The following is an 18,132-nucleotide window of genomic DNA, read 5'->3' as shown; positions in this document are numbered from 1 at the left end:
GTCACGCGGCCTGTTTTGTTTCGTTCAAGCGGCTTTCCGGCGGCTGTTAACTCGTTCGGCGAGCTTGCGGGCACGCGCAAGACTATCAGCCTGCTCGGTACTGAAACGATCTTCCCCGATTTCCATGATCAGGAAGGTATCGGGCAAAAAAGTCAGTTCATCGAAAATCTCGTCCCACGGAATATCGCCCCAACCGATCGGCAGATGCAGATCGCCAATACCGAGCGCCGTTGCCTCCGCAGGATGATAAAACTTGGTCATCGTGTAAGGGCGACCAAAACTGTCATGAACATGCAGATGCCCGGTTACCGGAGCCATGGCACGAATTTGCGGACGCCAATCGATTCCGAGACGACTGCACTCAATATAAGCATGGCTGAAGTCGATCAGCCCGCAGACGGAAGAGTGGTTGACCGCAGCGACCGTTTCGGCAACCTGAGCCGGTGTCTGCCGATACTCGGCATCGCTCATTGCAAAGATATTTTCCAGCGCGATGCGGACGCCATAAGACTTTGCCAGTTCCGCCATTTCGCCGAGCGCATCCCGCTCCATCTTGTCGAGGTCGGGAAGGCGAGAAGGCGCAGGCATTGTGGCGTGGCCGGAATGATGAACAAGTACTTCCGCTCCCACACGATCGCAGAGTTCCAGCATCGCCCGGACCACTGCCTTTTGATACTCAAGATGTTCGCGATCCATGAAATTGGAAACGATCTGTCCGTGGACGCTGTAACGGACGTCAAACTGTCTGGTAATATTGACGAGGCGATCCACGCGGTGCGGAATGAGACGGCCGCCTGAGATTATTTCCTCGCCATAAAGCGACAATTCCACAGCGTCCGAACCGAGTTCGACGATATTACGGATTGCCCCTTCAAGCGTGCTGAAATTGCCGTCACCTGCCGGAGTGCAAAAGCCAATCGCTGATATTATGTGGTCAGAAGTCATGATACTCGTCCTGTCAGACATGGAAAATGCGCGAACGGGGTGTCCTGTATCGCGCATCCCCTCTGGCACGAGGCTATTTCAGGCGTATGACTATAAGAAACGATTGTTCATCAGTTGAGAGGAATTGCGTTACCATCCTTGCTTGACTGATAAGTGTCGGACAATTCGTCATACTTCGCAAAAATCGCGTCGAGCTTTTTGCGGAGTCGCAAACGATCGGCGTCCGGCAAGGATGCCATCATTTTCGGAATCGAATGGCTATGCCAGAAAGCGTTGTCGCGGTTGTATCCGCCCGGTTCCAGCGTGAAGACTTCCTTGAGGATCTTCAAATCATGCGGGATAGAGAAAGCATCCCGTGAATCTTCATGGCTGAAAAGGTAGTAAAAATTGTCGAAACCACTCCATGTGATAGCCGATAAGCACATGGAGCACGGCTCATGAGTGGAAAGAAACACCATGTCTTTCGTATCGGGACGTCCATTCTCCGGCATTTCATAGAAGCGCTTCAATGTGTGCACTTCGCCGTGCCAGAGCGGATTCTCGGTCTCGTTATTGGTTTCAGCAAGAACAAGAGACAGATCTGACTTGCGCAACAGCGCCGCACCGAAAACCTTGTTGCCTTCCGCAACACCTCGCTCAGTCAGCGGAATGATGTCCTGCTCGATAACCTCAATAAGCTTTTCAAGCAGTTTCAGTTCATTCGTCTGCACAGTTGGTTCCTCCCGCTATTGCAGAATTACGCCGGACCTTTTCGGCCCGGCGCTTTACGGTTACTCCGCAAAGAATGCGAAGCGGATGACGAAAAGTGCAGCGACCAGCCAGGTAGCCAGATGCACGTCACGTGCCTTGCCCGTGAAGGCTTTGAGGATGACATAGCTGATGAAACCGAAGGCCAAACCGTTGGCAATCGAATAGGTGAACGGGATAGCCAAAGCTGTCAGCGCAGCCGGCGCAGCTTCCGTTACGTCGTGCCACTCGATCTCGGTCAATTCACGCATCATCAGGCAAGCGACGTAGATAAGGGCCGGTGCCGTCGCGTAGGCTGGAACAGAACCAGCGAGCGGGGAAATGAACAAGGCCGCAAGAAACAGAAGTGCTACGACCAGTGCCGTCAAGCCTGTACGGCCCCCCGCCTGAACGCCGGATGCGCTTTCCACATAGGCCGTCGTGGACGAAGTACCGAGAAGCGAACCACCCAGAATTGCCGTGCTGTCGGCAAAAAGGGCGCGTCCGAGACGGTTTGGTTTCCCCGGTTCAATCAGACCGCCACGCTTAGCCACGCCGATCAGCGTGCCTGTGGCGTCGAAAACTTCAACCAGCACGAAAACGAGAATGACGTGCAGAATGCCAGTATGCAGAGCACCCATCACATCAAGCTGAAGGAAAGTCGGAGCAAGACTAGGCGGCGCTGAGAAAACACCGCCGAACTGGCTGATGCCAAGAGCGATAGATGCCACGGTGACAATGAGAATACCAATGAGGATCGCACCGCGAACCTTAAGGGCGTCCAGCACCGCGATAATGAAGAAGCCCGCAATCGCCAAAAGCGGTCCCGCCTTCGTCAAATCACCCAGGCCAACCAAAGTCGCCTGATTGCCGACAACCACACCAGCGCTTTTCAGACCAATCAAAGCCAGGAACATGCCGATACCGGCTGCAATCGCACTTCGCAGCGAATGTGGAATACCCTCCACCAACCAGCGGCGTACACCTGTAACGGTCAGGATCAGGAAGATGATACCCGAAATAAAGACAGCACCGAGTGCCTGCTGCCAGGAAAAACCCATCGCCCCAACAACGGTGAAGGCGAAGAAGGCATTAAGACCCATGCCGGGCGCCATGCCGATTGGCCAGTTTGCGACGAGCGCCATGATGATCGAGCCGAGAGCTGCCGCAAGGCAGGTGGCAACGAAAACGGCGTTTCGATCCATACCCGTAGTGGACAGAATATCCGGGTTTACGAAGATGATGTAAGACATCGTCAGGAAGGTCGTCACGCCGGCAATAATTTCCGTTCTCGCCGTTGTGCCGTGTTCCTGCAATTTGAACAGCTTTTCGAGCATCGTCCCTCCAAGGCAAAGCGCCCGTCAATTTAGCGCCCCAATTCGCGTCAAATCACGACGCGCAACCTATTGCGCCCCGCAAATGTGTCGAGTTGAAGCAACCTATGCGATTGCCATAATGTTAGTTGCCGCTGCAGATTTGCAGGCGGACATGTTCCCCATACACCCATCGCGGACAAAAGCACAGTTCTGCCGCGTGAATGCCAGTTTGTTGACATGATTTAGTGTGGACTGAGATTTCACCGCGCGCCAGTCACTCATTTGCGGGAAATATTTGAAACAGATTCAAAAAAGACAGTTCGTGAATGCGGCTCTGCAAATTCTAACCGACTGTTTGGAATGAGCTTTGCAGGAGCAAGGCCGTTCCGTACATGCCAAGAGCAAAAAATGTATGCGCTATAAGATTGAGCAGTCGCACATTGCGCGCATTTGGCAGCTTGGACGCCGCCCAACCGATTCCCAGGCCCGGTTGCAATAAAAACCACCCCGCCGATACCGTCAGTATACCAAATATCCAAACCGGGAAAAATACTGGATCAGAAAACCATTCCGCGCCACCATAAATGGCAAAGATCACGCCATAAAGAATGCCGACTGCATAATGCCCGATCCAGCCGAGCGCTACTTCATGCTTATAAGGTGCAGAAGAGGAAATATCGTCGTGGAAAATCCGCCCATGCCGAAGATGCCAAAACCAGCGTCCCACCAGACCCCAGTTTGGACGTGCCTGTCCGGGCATTGCAGCAAGCAAAAGTGCCCATAAATCCATTACTATGGTTGCGCCGATCCCGATCAGAATTCCGCGCCAGACAATGTCCATCTTGAGTCTTCCTCTGCATCATCGGGCAGCCAGATAAGCCTGAGACCGCCCGATGATGCAAGAGGTAGATCTACGTGCACTCCTGCATTCCAACTTCTTACTGGCAATGACTTGGTATGACAACATGCACCGGCAATAGAACGTTGCTATGAAATAGAAGCGATGAAGAACGGCAATTCTACCGCAGTTAAAACGGAAAGACCGTACCTTCATCGCCGCCCCCGCAAGTACAAGTTGACTGAAATTCAGGATACACGCAATCGCAATCTGTCCCAAAAAGGCACGGATTATGTCCCATTAGCATTCTGTGAGAAGATGATGGACAAGACTGGATTCAAGCGGTTCCAGCGTACCGCGATACCGAACCTAATCCAGAATGTCGGCCAGGAAAAACTATTTAAATAAGGGATACATAAAACAAAAGCGTCGGGACTGGAGACCGACGCTTTGTTATTTTATTCGATTTTCACTTACGGGGCGATCCTTCGGGAGACACGCCATAAGTTATTACTTACCGAAAACTGCGCTCTGGATCTGCGAACGCGAAACACCGATATCGGCAAGAAGATGGTCGTCCATTGCACCGAGCTCACGGATAGCGCGGCGGCGGGATACGAACTGCTGTACTTTCTGACGAATGTTCATTTGCTTTCTCCTCGTTTGGATGATGGGTAAATAGGCGTTTGCCCAAATTTCCACCACGGATATGATTGCAAATGAGGCATGCGTTTTTGCTTGAGCTCGAAACCTTGAAAAGGTCGAATTTACTTCTTCCTCAAGCAATGAGCTGCTTATAGACTTTAAAAACAGAATTTCAGAAATGTCTTTTGCCAATAGGCTTCTAATCGATTAAGGGAACGATAGGAACGAACCCCTCCCCCCGTTTCTTTCGGACATCGTCATGCTTTATGGTATTTTTCTCGCGTTTGCGTCCTATGCGGCATTCGCTGTCAGCGACGCCTGCGTCAAGTTTCTCGATGGAACGTTATCGCCGTATGAAGTCGCGTTTTTCGGCGCCGTCCTTGGTCTGCTGGCTATCCCTTTTACAAAGAAAGCAGACGATGTCTGGCTGGACATGTTTCGCACAACCAACATTCAGATGTGGCTATTGCGGACCGTAACGGCCGCCATGGGAACCATAGGCAGCGTTACCGCATTCACACATCTCTCCATGGCGGAGGCTTTCGCGCTCATTTTCCTCCTGCCTGCCTACGTGACGATCCTTTCCGTGGTATTCCTGAAAGAGCAGGTTGGCTGGAGGCGATGGTCGGCGGTGCTTATCGGATTCGTCGGAGTTCTTATCGTGCTGCGGCCTGGATTCCGGGAGCTTTCCATCGGCCATCTCGGAGCACTTGCTGCCGGCATGGGCGGAGCGATGAGCATCATCATCTTCCGCGTCATGGGTAAGCAGGAAAAGCGCATATCCCTTTATACAAGCGGGTTGATCGGTCCCATCATCATTTGCGGAGCTCTGATGGCTCCGTCATTTGAGGCACCCAACACTGAGCAGTGGATCTACCTCGCAGGCTACGGTCTTCTGGCAGCACTAGCCAATATCCTGTTGATGCTTGCGGCCCAGCGCGCGCCTGCGAGCGCCATCGCCTCTCCGCAATACAGTCAGATGATTTGGGCGATCCTGTTCGGATATTTCGTCTTCCACGACCATATAGACACGCCAATGATGATCGGCATCGTTCTCATCACTATTTCCGGTCTCTTTACTTTCATTCGCGAAAGACAACGCGGCGTGGAGGGCCCTCCGGCTGTGGTTACATCGGAGCCCACCCCGGCGCTTGTTGAAGAACAATCCTGAAAGCAAACCGTGACAAGTTCGCGCTTGTCTCCGGCGTTGCCTCCTCCTACCATGCACGCAGGCCCGTGCCGGATCGATGAAACCGCACCTTAAAAGTGTGCTTAGGACATTGATCCGTTTCAATCATATCGAGACGCTCCGAGCATTTTCCGACAACGATCTGTGTTTGAAGGCGTTCTGACGCGGGCGGAAGCATGAAAGAATATTGTCAAAGGACTAGGAAAATGAACGATAAGCGGGCGATGTGGACCTATTACAAGGGCGAATGGCGTGAAGGGGATGTACGAATTCTAGGCGCAGCCTCGCAGGCGACCTGGCTTGGTTCGCTGGTATTTGATGGCGCACGCCTGTTTGAAGGTGTTACGCCCGATCTCGACCGTCATTGTGCACGCGCCAATGATTCAGCCCGCGCTTTGGGATTGGAGCCCACACTTTCTACCAGCGATATCGAAACATTGGCGCGCGAAGGCCTGAAGAAATTCGCGCCGGGAACAGACGTTTATATCCGTCCCATGTACTGGGCAGAAGAAGGCGACACGAGCACTGTCGCGCCGCTTGCCTCGTCAACGGATTTTGCACTCTGCCTGGAAGCGATCCCCATGGTCGAACCAAAAGGCTTCACTATCACCACTACGTCGTTCCGCCGACCCTATATGGAAGTCATGCCGGTCAATGCCAAAGCTGCGTGCCTCTATCCGAACAATGCGCGCATGCTGCGTGAGGCCAAGGCAAAGGGCTTCCACAATGCTCTGGTGACGGACGTTCTTGGCAATGTCGCAGAAACTGCAACTTCCAACGTTTTCATGGTCCGCGGCGGTGAGGTGTTCACCCCGGCCGCCAACGGCACGTTCCTCAACGGCATCACTCGCCAGAGGGTCATCAACCTGTTGCGCAATGCGGGCATTTCCGTTCATGAAACCGTTCTGAAAATTGACGACTTCCGCCAGGCAGACGAAATCTTTTCTTCAGGCAACATGAGCAAAGTCGTCCCGATCGTCGGTTTCGATGACCGCAAACTGGAATATGGACCGCTGACCAAACGCGCTCGTGCCCTTTATTGGGAATGGGCCCACGCCTGATATCCACACACAACATCTCCGGTCCTCCGACCGGAGATGTTTTTCACCGCTCGCAAATCTGACATCGCCGTTACATGATCGAACATACGCCCCTTTTTCTCGCAATCGCAGTCATTGCGGCATTTCTTGTCGGGCTTTCAAAAGGTGGCTTGCCGTCGGTTGGTACACTTGCCGTTCCCTTGATGGCATTAGTCATATCACCCGTCACTGCTGCTGCGCTTTTGCTTCCGATCTATGTCATCAGCGATATGTTCGGGCTGTATCTTTACCGCCGCCATTTTTCCCCACGCAATCTCGCGATCCTGACTCCCGCCGCGATTCTCGGCGTCGGCATCGGATGGATGTTCAGTGCGCACCTGTCGCCTACATTCATAGGAATGCTGGTCGGCTTGGTTGGTATCCTTTTCTGTTTCAACGCGTGGTTCGGCGCCCGTTATCGTAAGAAAGCCAGAAAGGCGGATGTGCCCGGCGGAGCATTCTGGGGTGTACTTACCGGACTGACCAGCTTTGTCTCTCATTCCGGGGCTCCACCGTTTCAGATGTATGTGTTGCCACAACACCTCCCGAAGCTGGTCTTCGCCGGTACCTCGACTATTCTTTTCGCCATCGTCAACGCCGTTAAACTCGTTCCTTACTGGCAGTTGCAGCAGTTTTCCCACCTCGATACGTCGCTTGGTCTCTGGCTGGTTCCCGCTGCAATAGTCGGTACCTTCGTCGGCGCCAAGCTGACGCGAATAATGCCGGACGGTCCGTTTTTCTTGCTGGTTCAACTGACCTTGTTCGGACTCTCCATCAAGCTGATTGCCGACTGGACCGTGCCTTATCTCTTCGGTTGAATAGTTTCAGCCATCGCTTGCAACGCTTCGTCCCTTCAGTCACGATGCCTGTATCAAGCGCCTTTTGGGAGAGAGGAAGCGGGGATGGCTGATGCTGATGCGATTATCATCGGAGCAGGACTAGCGGGGCTTGTCGCGGCTCACGAGCTGGCTGCTGACGGGCGCAAAGTCATTCTCCTCGAACAGGAAGGCGAAAACTCCATCGGCGGACAGGCATTCTGGTCGCTCGGTGGACTGTTTATGGTCGACAGTCCCGAACAGCGTCGTCTTGGAATCAAGGACAATATTGATCTCGCACGGCAAGATTGGTTCGGCTCGGCACAATTTGATCGACCCGAAGACCACTGGCCAAAGCGCTGGGCGGAATCTTATCTGGCGTTTGCCGCCGGAGAAATGCGATCCTGGCTCCACAGTCTCGGCATGCGCTGGTTTCCTGTTGTGGGCTGGGCAGAGCGCGGCGGCGCGCGAGCAGATGGTCACGGCAATTCCGTGCCGCGTTTTCATATTACGTGGGGCACTGGGCCCGCCGTCGTTGCGCCGTTCGAACGATCTCTTCGTGAAGCGATCGGCAAAGGGCTTATTACCTTGAAATGCCGCCACCGAGTCAACAGCATAGCCACTACAGACGGACGAGCCAGCGGCGTCTATGGCGAAGTGCTGGCCCCTTCGACCGTTGAGCGCGGGAAACCTTCATCACGAGATGCCGTAGGGGAGTTCGCCTACTTCGCGGACTGCGTGATCGTCACGTCGGGGGGAATAGGCGGAGATCCCGACAAAGTTCGAAGAGCATGGCCACGCGACCGGCTCGGCAATCCGCCGAAAGAAATGGTGTTGGGTGTTCCGGCCCATGTCGATGGGCGAGGCATTGATATCGCGGTAGCCGCAGGCGGTCACGTCATCAATGCCGATCGCATGTGGCACTACACGGAAGGCGTGCGCAACTGGGACCCGATTTGGCCGAACCATGGCATTCGCATTCTGCCGGGACCGTCTTCCATGTGGTTCGACGCCAGGGGTGATCGCCTCCCTGCCCCCTATCTCCCCGGTTTCGACACACTGGGCACGCTCAAACATATTCTATCCACCGGCTACGATTATTCCTGGTTCGTCCTGACGGAGAAAATCATTCGTAAGGAATTCTCCCTGTCCGGATCGGAACAAAACCCGGATATCACCGGCAAGGACTGGAAACTCTTGCTTAAAAGCCGCCTTGGTAAAGCCCCGCCACCTCCGGTGAAGGCATTTCTGGACAATGGAGCGGATTTCGTCACAGCGGTTACGCTTGATGAACTCATTGCAAAAATGAACAGTCTAACGGGAGAAAAGCTTCTCAAGCTTGACCATATACGCGATCAAATCGAAGCGCGGGACCGCGAGCTGATCAATCGCTATTCCAAGGATGCTCAGGTAATGGCGATTCATAATGCCAGGGCCTATATCGGCGATCGTCTTACACGCGCCGTTCCCCTGCATCCAATGCTGGAAGCTTCCAATGGTCCACTCATTGCAGTCAAACTTCATATTCTGACACGCAAGACACTCGGCGGCCTGCATACCGACTTGGACGCCCAGGTTCTCAATTCAGCTGGAGAAAGAGTACCTGGCCTGTACGCTGCAGGTGAGGCCGCCGGTTTCGGCGGCGGCGGCTATCACGGATATAACGCGCTTGAGGGGACGTTTCTTGGCGGCTGCATCTTTTCCGGTCGGACGGCGGGCCGGGCTGCAGCTGCAGCCTCGCTCTAACTCTCGTTCCCTGGCATCGCTCCTAAAGGGCCGCTTCCATATATGAGTTTTTTATTTTTCGGTCCCGGCTTCGCTCTCGAAACCCTATGCCAAACGGCAACATAATGCCCCTGTAAGAAACAGGGAGCCCTCTCGGGCATGATTATGGATTTCTTCGTCCTTGCAATCGGCATCGGCTTTTTTAGCCTGCTGTTCGGCTATTTGCGCATCTGCGAAAGGCTTTGAGGCAGGTCATGATGATCGAATACATCGCCGGCGCTTTGGTCGCCGTCTTCATAGCCGCCTATCTTCTTTATGCGCTTTTGCGACCAGAACGATTCTAAGCGGGTTTCTGGCCGACACCACGTAACCGGCAGCTATTCAGTCCTCGGAAAAGACAATGACCCTTAATGGATGGATTCAGATCCTCGTTTTCTGCGGGATCATCATTTTGCTCGTCAAGCCGCTCGGCGGCTACATGACGCGCGTTTTCAACGGTGAACGGACTTTTCTTTCACCAATCCTGGTGCCTGCGGAGCGCGGGCTTTATCGTCTCGCAGGCACGAGCGAACGCGAAGAGCAGCACTGGACAACCTACACCGTTTCCCTGCTTCTTTTCAACCTGGCGGGCTTTTTGCTCCTTTACGTGCTCCAGCGGGTTCAAGGCTCCCTGCCCTTCAATCCGATGGGCATGAGCAACGTTCCCGCTGATCTCGCCTTCAACACCACCGCAAGTTTTGTCACCAACACCAACTGGCAGAACTATGGCGGCGAAAGCACACTCTCTTACGTGACGCAAATGGCAGGGCTGACAGTGCAAAACTTCGTTTCAGCTGCGACCGGCGTTGCCATCGCCATAGCGCTCATTCGCGCGTTCTCGCGTAAGTCGATGAAGACGCTTGGAAATTTCTGGGTCGATCTTACGCGCTGCACGCTCTACATCCTACTGCCCTTGTGCGTCCTCCTTACCTTGGCTTTCGTCAGTCTCGGCGTGCCGCAAACGATTGGAGCCTATGCCGAAGCTACGACGCTGGAGGGTGCGCGACAGGTGATAGCGCTCGGGCCAGTCGCCTCGCAACTCGCGATCAAGATGCTTGGCACCAATGGCGGCGGCTTTTTCAACGCCAATTCCGCGCATCCTTTCGAAAACCCCGACGCCATTTCCAACCTGATCCAGATGGTTGCGATTTTCGCCATCGGTGCTTCGCTGACCAACGTCTTCGGGCGGATGGTCGGCAACGAGCGCCAAGGCTGGGCGATCTTTGCCGCCATGGGCATATTGTTCGTCGCGGGCGTTGCAGTCTGCTACTGGGCGGAAGCCACCGGCAATCCTCTTATCCATGCACTCGGAATTGACGGCGGCAACATGGAAGGTAAGGAAACACGCTTCGGCATCGCTATGTCCGCGCTATTCGCCGTTGTTACAACCGCTGCCTCATGTGGCGCAGTGATCGCCATGCATGACAGCATGATGGCGCTCGGCGGAATGATCCCCATGATCAATATGATGCTTGGGGAGATAATCATCGGCGGGGTTGGCGCAGGCTTCTACGGCATAGTCCTCTTCGTCGTCGTCGCCATTTTCGTAGCTGGCCTGATGGTTGGGCGAACTCCCGAATATCTCGGCAAAAAAATCGAAGCCAAGGAGGTGAAGATGGCGATGCTGGCCGTCCTTTGCCTGCCGTTGTCCATTCTTGGATTCACGGCCATTGCTTCGGTCCTACCGACAGGTCTGGCGTCAATCGCCAACCCCGGCCCGCATGGCTTCTCGGAAATCCTCTACGCCTATACCTCAGGGACAGCGAATAATGGTTCTGCCTTTGGTGGATTATCCGGCAATACGCCGTGGTACAACATCACGATCGGTCTCGCCATGTTGATGGGAAGGTTTCTCGTCATCATTCCGGCTCTCGCAATCGCCGGTTCGCTTGTCGCCAAGAAAGCCGCTCCGCAATCCGCCGGTACCTTCCCGACAACAGGCCCGCTTTTCGTCGGCTTGCTGATTGGCGTCATTCTCGTAGTCGGTGGCTTGATTTTCTTCCCCGCGCTGGCGCTCGGGCCCGTCGCCGAGCACTTCGCAATGATCAAGGGACAAATGTTCTGATGCTGCGCCCCTCAAACTGCATCCTCTCTATCCTTCTGGCAACGACCGCCATCCTTCTCGCGGTTCAGCTTGCCGGGTTGATCTGAGATTTTCCGAAACGGAAACGTAATTTACTGGAGCCTCCTTTATGAGCCAGTCCAAATCCGCGAGCATTCTCGATGCCCGCATCCTTTTACCCGCCATCGGCGATGCCTTCCGCAAGCTCAACCCGAGGAGCCTTGCACGCAATCCGGTAATGTTTGTGGTTGCAGTCGTTTCACTGTTGAGCACTTTGCTTCTCCTGAAGGACGTTGCCACCAGCAATCCCGATGCCAGCTTCTCGTTCCAGATCGTTCTCTGGCTATGGTTCACGGTTCTGTTTGCGAATTTTGCTGAAGCCGTCGCCGAAGGACGTGGAAAGGCGCAGGCGGACTCCCTGCGCCGCACACGAACAGAAACGCAGGCCAAACTTCTGGATAGTCCGGAAAGCCAAAGCTGGAAGAATGTACCGGGGACCAGTCTGAAGGTGGGTGATGTGGTTCTGGTGGAAGCCAGTGACATTATTCCCTCGGATGGCGAAGTCATCGAAGGCGTGGCCTCCGTTAACGAAGCGGCCATCACCGGGGAATCCGCACCGGTCATTCGCGAGTCCGGCGGCGACCGCTCCGCCGTCACCGGTGGAACACAGGTCCTGTCCGACTGGATCAAGGTCCGCATCACTGCCGCGCAGGGTTCAACCTTCATCGACAAGATGATCAGCCTGGTGGAAGGTGCCGAACGTCAGAAGACGCCGAATGAGATCGCACTCAACATTCTGCTTGCAGGCATGACGCTGATATTCGTTCTGGCCGTTGTGACAATCCCGAGTTTTGCGACCTATGCAGGCGGTTATGTTCCGGTCACAGTGCTGGTTGCACTGTTTGTAACACTCATCCCGACTACAATCGGCGCCTTGCTTTCCGCTATTGGCATTGCGGGCATGGATCGTCTCGTTCGGTTCAACGTGCTTGCCATGTCTGGTCGTGCCGTAGAGGCCGCAGGGGACGTCGACACGCTTCTTCTCGACAAGACCGGAACGATCACCCTCGGCAATCGTCAGGCGACTGCTTTTGTACCTGTCAGCGGCGTAACCGCGCAAAACTTGGCCGACGCGGCACAGTTGGCTTCGCTTGCCGATGAGACACCGGAAGGTCGCTCTATCGTCGTTCTTGCCAAGGAAAAATACGGCCTGCGTGGGCGCGACATGCAGAGCCTTCACGCTCATTTTGTACCGTTCACCGCACAAAGCCGCATGAGCGGGGTAGATGTTGAAGGTTCTGTCATTCGCAAAGGTGCGGTGGATGCGGTGCTCGCCTATGTGGAGCAGAGCAGCCGCGTTGATCAAGGCACCCTGTCCGGACTGCAATCCATCGCTGATACGATCGCCAAGGCGGGCGGCACACCGCTTGCTGTCGCCAAGGATGGTCAACTCCTTGGTGTCGTGCATCTGAAGGACATCGTCAAAGGCGGCATCCGTGAACGCTTCGCGGAACTGCGCCGGATGGGTATTCGTACAGTCATGATTACCGGTGATAACCCGATGACCGCAGCAGCCATCGCCGCCGAAGCCGGGGTGGACGACTTTCTGGCGCAGGCAACGCCTGAAAACAAACTGTCTTTGATCCGCGAGGAACAGTCCAAGGGCAAACTTGTTGCAATGTGCGGCGATGGCACCAATGATGCCCCTGCCCTTGCGCAAGCTGATGTAGGCGTGGCCATGAACACCGGCACGGTTGCCGCGCGTGAAGCAGGCAATATGGTCGACCTCGACAGTGATCCCACGAAACTCATCGAAATTGTTGAGATCGGCAAGCAATTGCTGATGACGCGGGGGGCACTGACCACATTCTCCATCGCCAATGACATTGCGAAGTACTTTGCAATCATTCCGGCGATGTTTCTGGCCTTTTATCCGCAGTTGGGCGCGCTCAACATTATGGGATTGGCTTCTCCACAGAGTGCCATTTTGTCGGCCATCATCTTCAATGCCCTGATCATTGTGGCCCTGATCCCGCTTTCGTTGAGAGGCGTCACCTATAAGCCGGTCGGCGCAGGCGCTCTCCTTTCGCGTAATCTTTTAATCTACGGACTCGGCGGTGTCGTCGTGCCGTTCGTGGGCATCAAGGCCATCGATCTGGCGATTATCACCCTTGGCCTCGTATAAGGATAAGCAAAAATGCTGAAACAACTTCGTCCAGCGCTTGTCATGATCGTGTCGCTTACCGTTATAACCGGATTACTCTATCCGCTCGGCATGACCGGCATCGCCCAAGCGATCTTTCCGGCGAAAGCCAGTGGCAGCCTTATCGAAAAGGACGGCACAATCATCGGCTCCCAATTGATCGGCCAGAATTTTACCAGCGATCGGTATTTTCACGGTCGGCCATCTGCCGCAGGAAAAGACGGTTACGATGCCGCAAGCTCCGGTGGTTCCAATCTGGGCCCAACCAATCCAAAGCTCATTGAGCGGATTAAAGCGAACGCCGCGGCCCTTGCGCACCAAGAAGGCTCTACAGAACCACCGATTGACCTCGTGACAACATCTGCAAGCGGTCTTGATCCGCATATCTCCCCGGAGGCAGCCTTCTATCAGGTGCCTCGCGTTGCAAAGGCACGCGGGATTGATGAAGCCGCATTGCGCCGGATTGTAGAGCAACAGATCGAACCTCGTGAACTTGGATTCCTCGGGGAGCCGGTGGTCAATGTTCTCGAGCTGAACCTTGTTCTGGACAGGGACGAAACCAAGTAGAATAACTCGGGCGGCAAGATTTGCCGCCCTTTCCTGTTAGGAGCCTTGTTTGACATCGGACCCGCTTCGTTTCGGCGAAAACAGACCCTCCCCGGATGCTCTGCTTGAACAGGCGGAACGCGAGACGCGTGGCCGTCTGAAGATATTTCTCGGTGCTGCGCCAGGTGTCGGCAAGACCTATGAAATGCTGATGTCGGGCCGCGCGCGCAAAGCTGATGGAATAGATGTCGTCATCGGCATTGTCGAAACGCACGGACGAGCGGAGACTGAAGCCCTTACTGAAGGGCTTGAAATCATTCCTCGCGCGCGCGTTGCATATCGGGGTCATCAACTCGAAGAAATGGATATCGATGCGGTTCTGGCGCGCAAGCCGCAGCTGGTTCTGGTAGATGAACTTGCACATACGAATGCGCCCGGCAGCAGGCATCCCAAGCGGTATCAGGATGTAGAGGAAATTCTGGCGCGCGGTATCGACGTTTACACAACGCTCAATATCCAGCACGTCGAAAGCCTGAATGATGTTGTGGCGCAGATCACCCGTATTCGCGTGCGTGAAACTGTGCCCGACAGCATAATCGACCGTGCCGACGACATCGAACTGATTGATCTCACCCCCGGAGATCTCATTAAACGGCTCAATGAAGGCAAGATCTACCTTCCCAAGACAGCGAAACGGGCGATCCGCAATTATTTTTCCCCCGGCAACCTGACAGCGTTACGCGAACTGGCGCTGCGCCGCACCGCCCAACGTGTAGACGAACAGCTTCTCAGCCATATGCGCGCTCATGCGATAGAAGGGCCCTGGGCGGCAAGCGATCGCATATTGGTCGCCGTCGATGACAGTCCGCGCAGTGTATCGCTTGTTCGCTATGCCCGTCGGCTTGCAGATCGCCTTCGCGCCCCATGGGCCGCAATCCATATCGAAACCGCCCGTTCTGCGGGGCTCGCCGATGAAGCAAAGGACAGGCTTGCAACGGCGTTGAGGCTTGCCGAACAGCTTGGCGGGGAAACGATCACCATTCCGGGCCAGTCAGTAGCCGAAGACATTGTTCGCTACGCTTCAGCTCACAACTTCACTCAGATCGTAGCCGGAAAGTCCATAAAGTCGCGTTGGCGCGAGATGATTGACGGGTCCGTCGCGCGCGAGCTTGTCCGGCTTTCCGGTGCTATCGATATTCATATAACAGCCGGGGTCGAGCACGAAAATGGGAGCGCCAGCCGCAAGATAAACACCGCCCGGCACAACACACCGCCCGATGTAACGCCCTATCTGATCGGCATGGCAATGACCGGCGTAGCCCTTGTTGTCGGGCTGTTGCTCGATCAGTTTTTGGATGTGCGCAGCATAGCGCTGGTATTCGTTGTTGGCGTTCTTGGTGTCGCAGTCACCCTCGGTCTTTGGCCTGCGCTTTTTGCATCCGTAATCAGCGCATTCGCCTATAACTTCTTTTTTCTCTCGCCACTTTACACGCTTTCAATCGCCGATCCCGAAAGTGTCGTAGCGTTGGTTTTCTTCCTGTTTGTGAGCGTTATCGCCAGCAATCTGGCAAGTCGCGTCCAAAGGCAGGCCGCGGCTGCGCGACAACGCGCGCGCATGACGGAAGATCTGTATCTCTTCAGTAAAAAGCTGGCAGGAACAGGTTCAATTGATGATGTGCTCTGGGCAACGGCATTCCAGATCGCATCCATGCTCAAGGTAAGGGTCGTAATTCTGCTTCCCGACGTTAACAGCATTGCTGTCAGGGCCGGTTATCCGCCAGATGATACTCTGGACGATGCTGATATAGCTGCCGCGCACTGGACCTGGGAGCATGACTTGCCGGCAGGCCGCGGCGCCAATACGCTGCCGGGTGCAAAGCGGCTCTATCTGCCTCTCAAAACTGCACGAACGTCCGTTGGCGTTATCGGTCTCGATAATGATCGTGTGGGCCCAATTCTCACGCCTGAGCAACAGCGTCTCTTCGAAGCTCTGGCCGATCAGGCAGCAATTGCCATCGAACGCGTTCAGCTTGTTGGCGATGTAGAGCGGGCAAAACTGGCCGCCGAAGCTGACAAGCTGCGTTCGGCATTGCTCACCTCCATCTCGCACGATCTGAAGACCCCTTTGGCTGCCATTCTCGGAGCCGCGACGACACTGCGCGACTATTCCGCATCTTTGCCGGACGCCGACCGATCAGAGCTTGTTGCAACCGTCGTGGATCAATCTGAACGCTTGAACCGCTTCATCGCCAATCTCCTTGATATGACCCGCATCGAAGCCGGTGCGATGAAGCCTAATCTCTCGCTTCATTTTGTTGGAGACCTGATCGGGGCTGCACTCAATCGTGCATCCAGGATACTCGCCTGCCATCAGGTCAACGTCGCGGTTCCAGTCAATCTGCCGATGGTCCACCTTGACGCCGTCCTGTTTGAGCAGGCTTTATTCAATCTGTTCGACAACGCCGCAAAATACGCTCCGGAGAATTCGCCCATTACGGTTAAAGCTCACGCGGATACATCCAACATAACGCTGGAAATCTCGGATCGAGGCCCAGGGATTCCTCATGACGATCTGGAGCATGTGTTCGATACGTTCTATCGTGTGCGTAAAGGAGATCACGTTCAGGCTGGCACCGGACTGGGTCTTCCTATCGCACGCGGTTTCATCGAGGCGATGGGAGGCTCCATCCGGGCAGGTAACCAACAAGAAGGTACTGGCGCTGTATTTACGGTCACCTTGCCCATTCCCGCTGATGAAGTTGACAGGGATTCATGAACGATCCGAAGCTCAAGATTCTAGTTGTCGATGACGAACCAGCCATCCGCAAATTGCTGCGGGTCGGACTGACAACAGAAGGCTATACCGTTGTCGAAGCTGCAGATGGCAGCCAAGCTGACGAACGCATTGCAATGGATAAGCCCGACATCGTGGTGCTCGATCTGGGCCTTCCTGATACCGACGGCCATACTCTGCTCCAACGCTGGAGAGAGAACGGAATAAGCTTGCCAATTCTCATCCTCTCGAGCCGCACCGATGAAGCCGGGATTGTCCGCGCCCTTGAAGAAGGGGCAGATGACTACATCCCGAAACCTTTCGGAATGAAGGAGCTTGCCGCTCGTCTTCGGGTCGCCTTGCGGCATCGACTACAACAGCAGGGACAAAAGCCGCTTTTCCAATGTGGTGGTCTGACCGTCGATCTCGTGCGCCGCATTGTAAAACTGAACGGCGAAGAAATTAAGCTGTCGCCAAAAGAATATGATATCCTGAGCTTGCTCGTACAGCATGCAGGGAAAGTGCTGACTCACCATTTCATCTTAAGCCAGGTCTGGGGACCGGCGGCTGACGTGCAATATCTTCGCATCTATGTCCGCCAGCTACGGCAGAAGATTGAAAAATCGCCGGATCAGCCGCATTATATCCTGACCGAAACAGGCGTCGGTTACAGGCTGCGCGAAGCCGATCCCGCTCTTTGAGGCAACCGGAACCAAGGCTTCGCGAAAGCGTTGTTTGACAAATAGCCAAGGTGACGGAGGCGAGCGTGGTCGAGTTGGTCAACAATATTGAGAATTTGGAATTTATTATCGCCAAGGCTCGGGAATATGATGTTCAGGTTCCCGCTACCGATGAAGACTCCGGATCCAACGCCAGCGATGACAACGAAGTTGATATTCTCGATGCCTCGCTGACCAATCCCACTCGAAAGGAACTTTTTGCGGCTATTCGTTCTCTTAACATAGACGAACGACAGGAACTGCTGGCGCTGATGTGGGTAGGACGGGGTGATTTCAGCGTCGACGAATGGGACGAAGCCCTGTCAACCGCTGCCGACCGCGATAATGGTCGGGAGGCCAAGTATCTTATCGGCACACCACTTCTCGGAGATTATCTTGAGGAAGGGCTGGCCGCTTTGGGCGTCGAGATTGAGGCTTACGATAATGAATAAGAAAAATTGATGCTTCCATGCAGCCTTCTGTTTTGACGCTGCAATGTCCGGGTATTAGTG

General features: G+C 54.7%; 16 protein-coding genes. 11 read left to right on the top strand and 5 right to left on the bottom strand.

Features of this window, described 5'->3' with window-relative positions:
* Positions 1-24: 24 nt before the first annotated feature.
* From ACS5UA_RS08420 to ACS5UA_RS08400, 5 genes are all read right to left on the bottom strand, one after another.
* Complete coding sequence (locus ACS5UA_RS08420) at positions 25-945, bottom strand: sugar phosphate isomerase/epimerase family protein (RefSeq protein WP_006471328.1); 921 nt, start codon at positions 943-945, stop codon at positions 25-27.
* Positions 946-1,055: 110 nt separating this feature from the next.
* Positions 1,056-1,655 carry a nucleoside deaminase gene (locus tag ACS5UA_RS08415; RefSeq protein WP_006469021.1) on the bottom strand — a complete coding sequence of 200 codons (600 nt, stop codon included), beginning with the start codon at positions 1,653-1,655 and terminating at the stop codon, positions 1,056-1,058.
* A gap of 60 nt (positions 1,656-1,715) precedes the next feature.
* Entirely contained in the window at positions 1,716-3,008 is a 1,293-nt protein-coding gene (locus tag ACS5UA_RS08410) for an NCS2 family permease (protein ID WP_006471329.1), read from the bottom strand.
* Between the two features lie 322 nt (positions 3,009-3,330).
* Positions 3,331-3,828: a DUF2938 domain-containing protein gene (locus tag ACS5UA_RS08405; RefSeq protein ID WP_006469022.1), complete on the bottom strand. Its 498-nt coding sequence runs from the start codon at positions 3,826-3,828 to the stop codon at positions 3,331-3,333.
* Between the two features lie 507 nt (positions 3,829-4,335).
* The gene (locus ACS5UA_RS08400) at positions 4,336-4,473 is read right to left on the bottom strand and encodes a DUF1127 domain-containing protein (RefSeq protein WP_006471330.1); all 138 of its coding nucleotides are present in this window, start codon (positions 4,471-4,473) and stop codon (positions 4,336-4,338) included.
* A gap of 256 nt (positions 4,474-4,729) precedes the next feature.
* Between ACS5UA_RS08400 and ACS5UA_RS08395 the strand changes: the two genes are divergently transcribed.
* From ACS5UA_RS08395 to ACS5UA_RS08345, 11 genes are all read left to right on the top strand, one after another.
* Positions 4,730-5,641, top strand: a complete 912-nt coding sequence (locus tag ACS5UA_RS08395; protein WP_006469025.1) for a DMT family transporter — start codon at positions 4,730-4,732, stop codon at positions 5,639-5,641.
* Positions 5,642-5,865: 224 nt separating this feature from the next.
* Positions 5,866-6,720: a branched-chain amino acid aminotransferase gene (locus ACS5UA_RS08390; RefSeq protein WP_031346972.1), complete on the top strand. Its 855-nt coding sequence runs from the start codon at positions 5,866-5,868 to the stop codon at positions 6,718-6,720.
* Between the two features lie 74 nt (positions 6,721-6,794).
* Positions 6,795-7,556: a sulfite exporter TauE/SafE family protein gene (locus ACS5UA_RS08385; protein WP_006469027.1), complete on the top strand. Its 762-nt coding sequence runs from the start codon at positions 6,795-6,797 to the stop codon at positions 7,554-7,556.
* Between the two features lie 84 nt (positions 7,557-7,640).
* Positions 7,641-9,299 (top strand): FAD-binding dehydrogenase, encoded by a 1,659-nt coding sequence (locus ACS5UA_RS08380; RefSeq protein WP_443101258.1) that lies wholly within the window; start codon positions 7,641-7,643, stop codon positions 9,297-9,299.
* Positions 9,300-9,532: 233 nt separating this feature from the next.
* Positions 9,533-9,622 (top strand): K(+)-transporting ATPase subunit F, encoded by a 90-nt coding sequence (gene kdpF, locus ACS5UA_RS08375; protein WP_021587266.1) that lies wholly within the window; start codon positions 9,533-9,535, stop codon positions 9,620-9,622.
* A 56-nt stretch (positions 9,623-9,678) separates the two neighbouring features.
* On the top strand, positions 9,679-11,382 hold the full coding sequence (gene kdpA, locus ACS5UA_RS08370; RefSeq protein ID WP_006469030.1) for a potassium-transporting ATPase subunit KdpA: 1,704 nt from the start codon (positions 9,679-9,681) through the stop codon (positions 11,380-11,382).
* Positions 11,383-11,509: 127 nt separating this feature from the next.
* Positions 11,510-13,564, top strand: a complete 2,055-nt coding sequence (kdpB, locus tag ACS5UA_RS08365) for a potassium-transporting ATPase subunit KdpB (protein ID WP_006469031.1) — start codon at positions 11,510-11,512, stop codon at positions 13,562-13,564.
* A 12-nt stretch (positions 13,565-13,576) separates the two neighbouring features.
* A complete protein-coding gene (kdpC, locus tag ACS5UA_RS08360; protein WP_006469032.1) occupies positions 13,577-14,149 on the top strand; it encodes a potassium-transporting ATPase subunit KdpC in 573 nt (190 codons plus the stop codon).
* A 49-nt stretch (positions 14,150-14,198) separates the two neighbouring features.
* Positions 14,199-16,904, top strand: coding sequence for a sensor histidine kinase (locus ACS5UA_RS08355; RefSeq protein WP_006469033.1), 2,706 nt, complete (start codon positions 14,199-14,201; stop codon positions 16,902-16,904).
* Entirely contained in the window at positions 16,901-17,602 is a 702-nt protein-coding gene (locus ACS5UA_RS08350; protein WP_006469034.1) for a response regulator transcription factor, read from the top strand. Before ACS5UA_RS08355 ends, ACS5UA_RS08350 begins: the two co-directional genes overlap by 4 nt.
* Positions 17,603-17,667: 65 nt before the next feature.
* Positions 17,668-18,072 carry a DUF3775 domain-containing protein gene (locus tag ACS5UA_RS08345; protein WP_006473150.1) on the top strand — a complete coding sequence of 135 codons (405 nt, stop codon included), beginning with the start codon at positions 17,668-17,670 and terminating at the stop codon, positions 18,070-18,072.
* Positions 18,073-18,132 lie beyond the last annotated feature (60 nt).

The sequence above is a fragment of the Brucella sp. RRSP16 genome, from assembly GCF_052246815.1.
GTDB classification, from domain to species: domain Bacteria; phylum Pseudomonadota; class Alphaproteobacteria; order Rhizobiales; family Rhizobiaceae; genus Brucella; species Brucella intermedia.
The sequence above is the reverse complement of the archived record's forward strand: the minus strand, read 5'-3'. Positions and strand labels throughout refer to the sequence as shown.

Bases quoted from the DNA above. Each gene is read 5' to 3' on its own strand.
- ACS5UA_RS08380 (WP_443101258.1), top strand. From the start codon at position 7,641: ATGGCTGATGCTGATGCGATTATCATCGGAGCAGGACTAGCGGGGCTT.
- kdpA (WP_006469030.1), top strand. From the start codon at position 9,679: ATGACCCTTAATGGATGGATTCAGATCCTCGTTTTCTGCGGGATCATC.
- kdpF (WP_021587266.1), top strand. From the start codon at position 9,533: ATGATGATCGAATACATCGCCGGCGCTTTGGTCGCCGTCTTCATAGCC.
- ACS5UA_RS08420 (WP_006471328.1), bottom strand. From the start codon at position 945: ATGACTTCTGACCACATAATATCAGCGATTGGCTTTTGCACTCCGGCA.
- ACS5UA_RS08405 (WP_006469022.1), bottom strand. From the start codon at position 3,828: ATGGACATTGTCTGGCGCGGAATTCTGATCGGGATCGGCGCAACCATA.
- ACS5UA_RS08385 (WP_006469027.1), top strand. From the start codon at position 6,795: ATGATCGAACATACGCCCCTTTTTCTCGCAATCGCAGTCATTGCGGCA.
- kdpB (WP_006469031.1), top strand. From the start codon at position 11,510: ATGAGCCAGTCCAAATCCGCGAGCATTCTCGATGCCCGCATCCTTTTA.
- ACS5UA_RS08400 (WP_006471330.1), bottom strand. From the start codon at position 4,473: ATGAACATTCGTCAGAAAGTACAGCAGTTCGTATCCCGCCGCCGCGCT.
- ACS5UA_RS08410 (WP_006471329.1), bottom strand. From the start codon at position 3,008: ATGCTCGAAAAGCTGTTCAAATTGCAGGAACACGGCACAACGGCGAGA.
- ACS5UA_RS08350 (WP_006469034.1), top strand. From the start codon at position 16,901: ATGAACGATCCGAAGCTCAAGATTCTAGTTGTCGATGACGAACCAGCC.
- ACS5UA_RS08395 (WP_006469025.1), top strand. From the start codon at position 4,730: ATGCTTTATGGTATTTTTCTCGCGTTTGCGTCCTATGCGGCATTCGCT.
- ACS5UA_RS08390 (WP_031346972.1), top strand. From the start codon at position 5,866: ATGAACGATAAGCGGGCGATGTGGACCTATTACAAGGGCGAATGGCGT.
- kdpC (WP_006469032.1), top strand. From the start codon at position 13,577: ATGCTGAAACAACTTCGTCCAGCGCTTGTCATGATCGTGTCGCTTACC.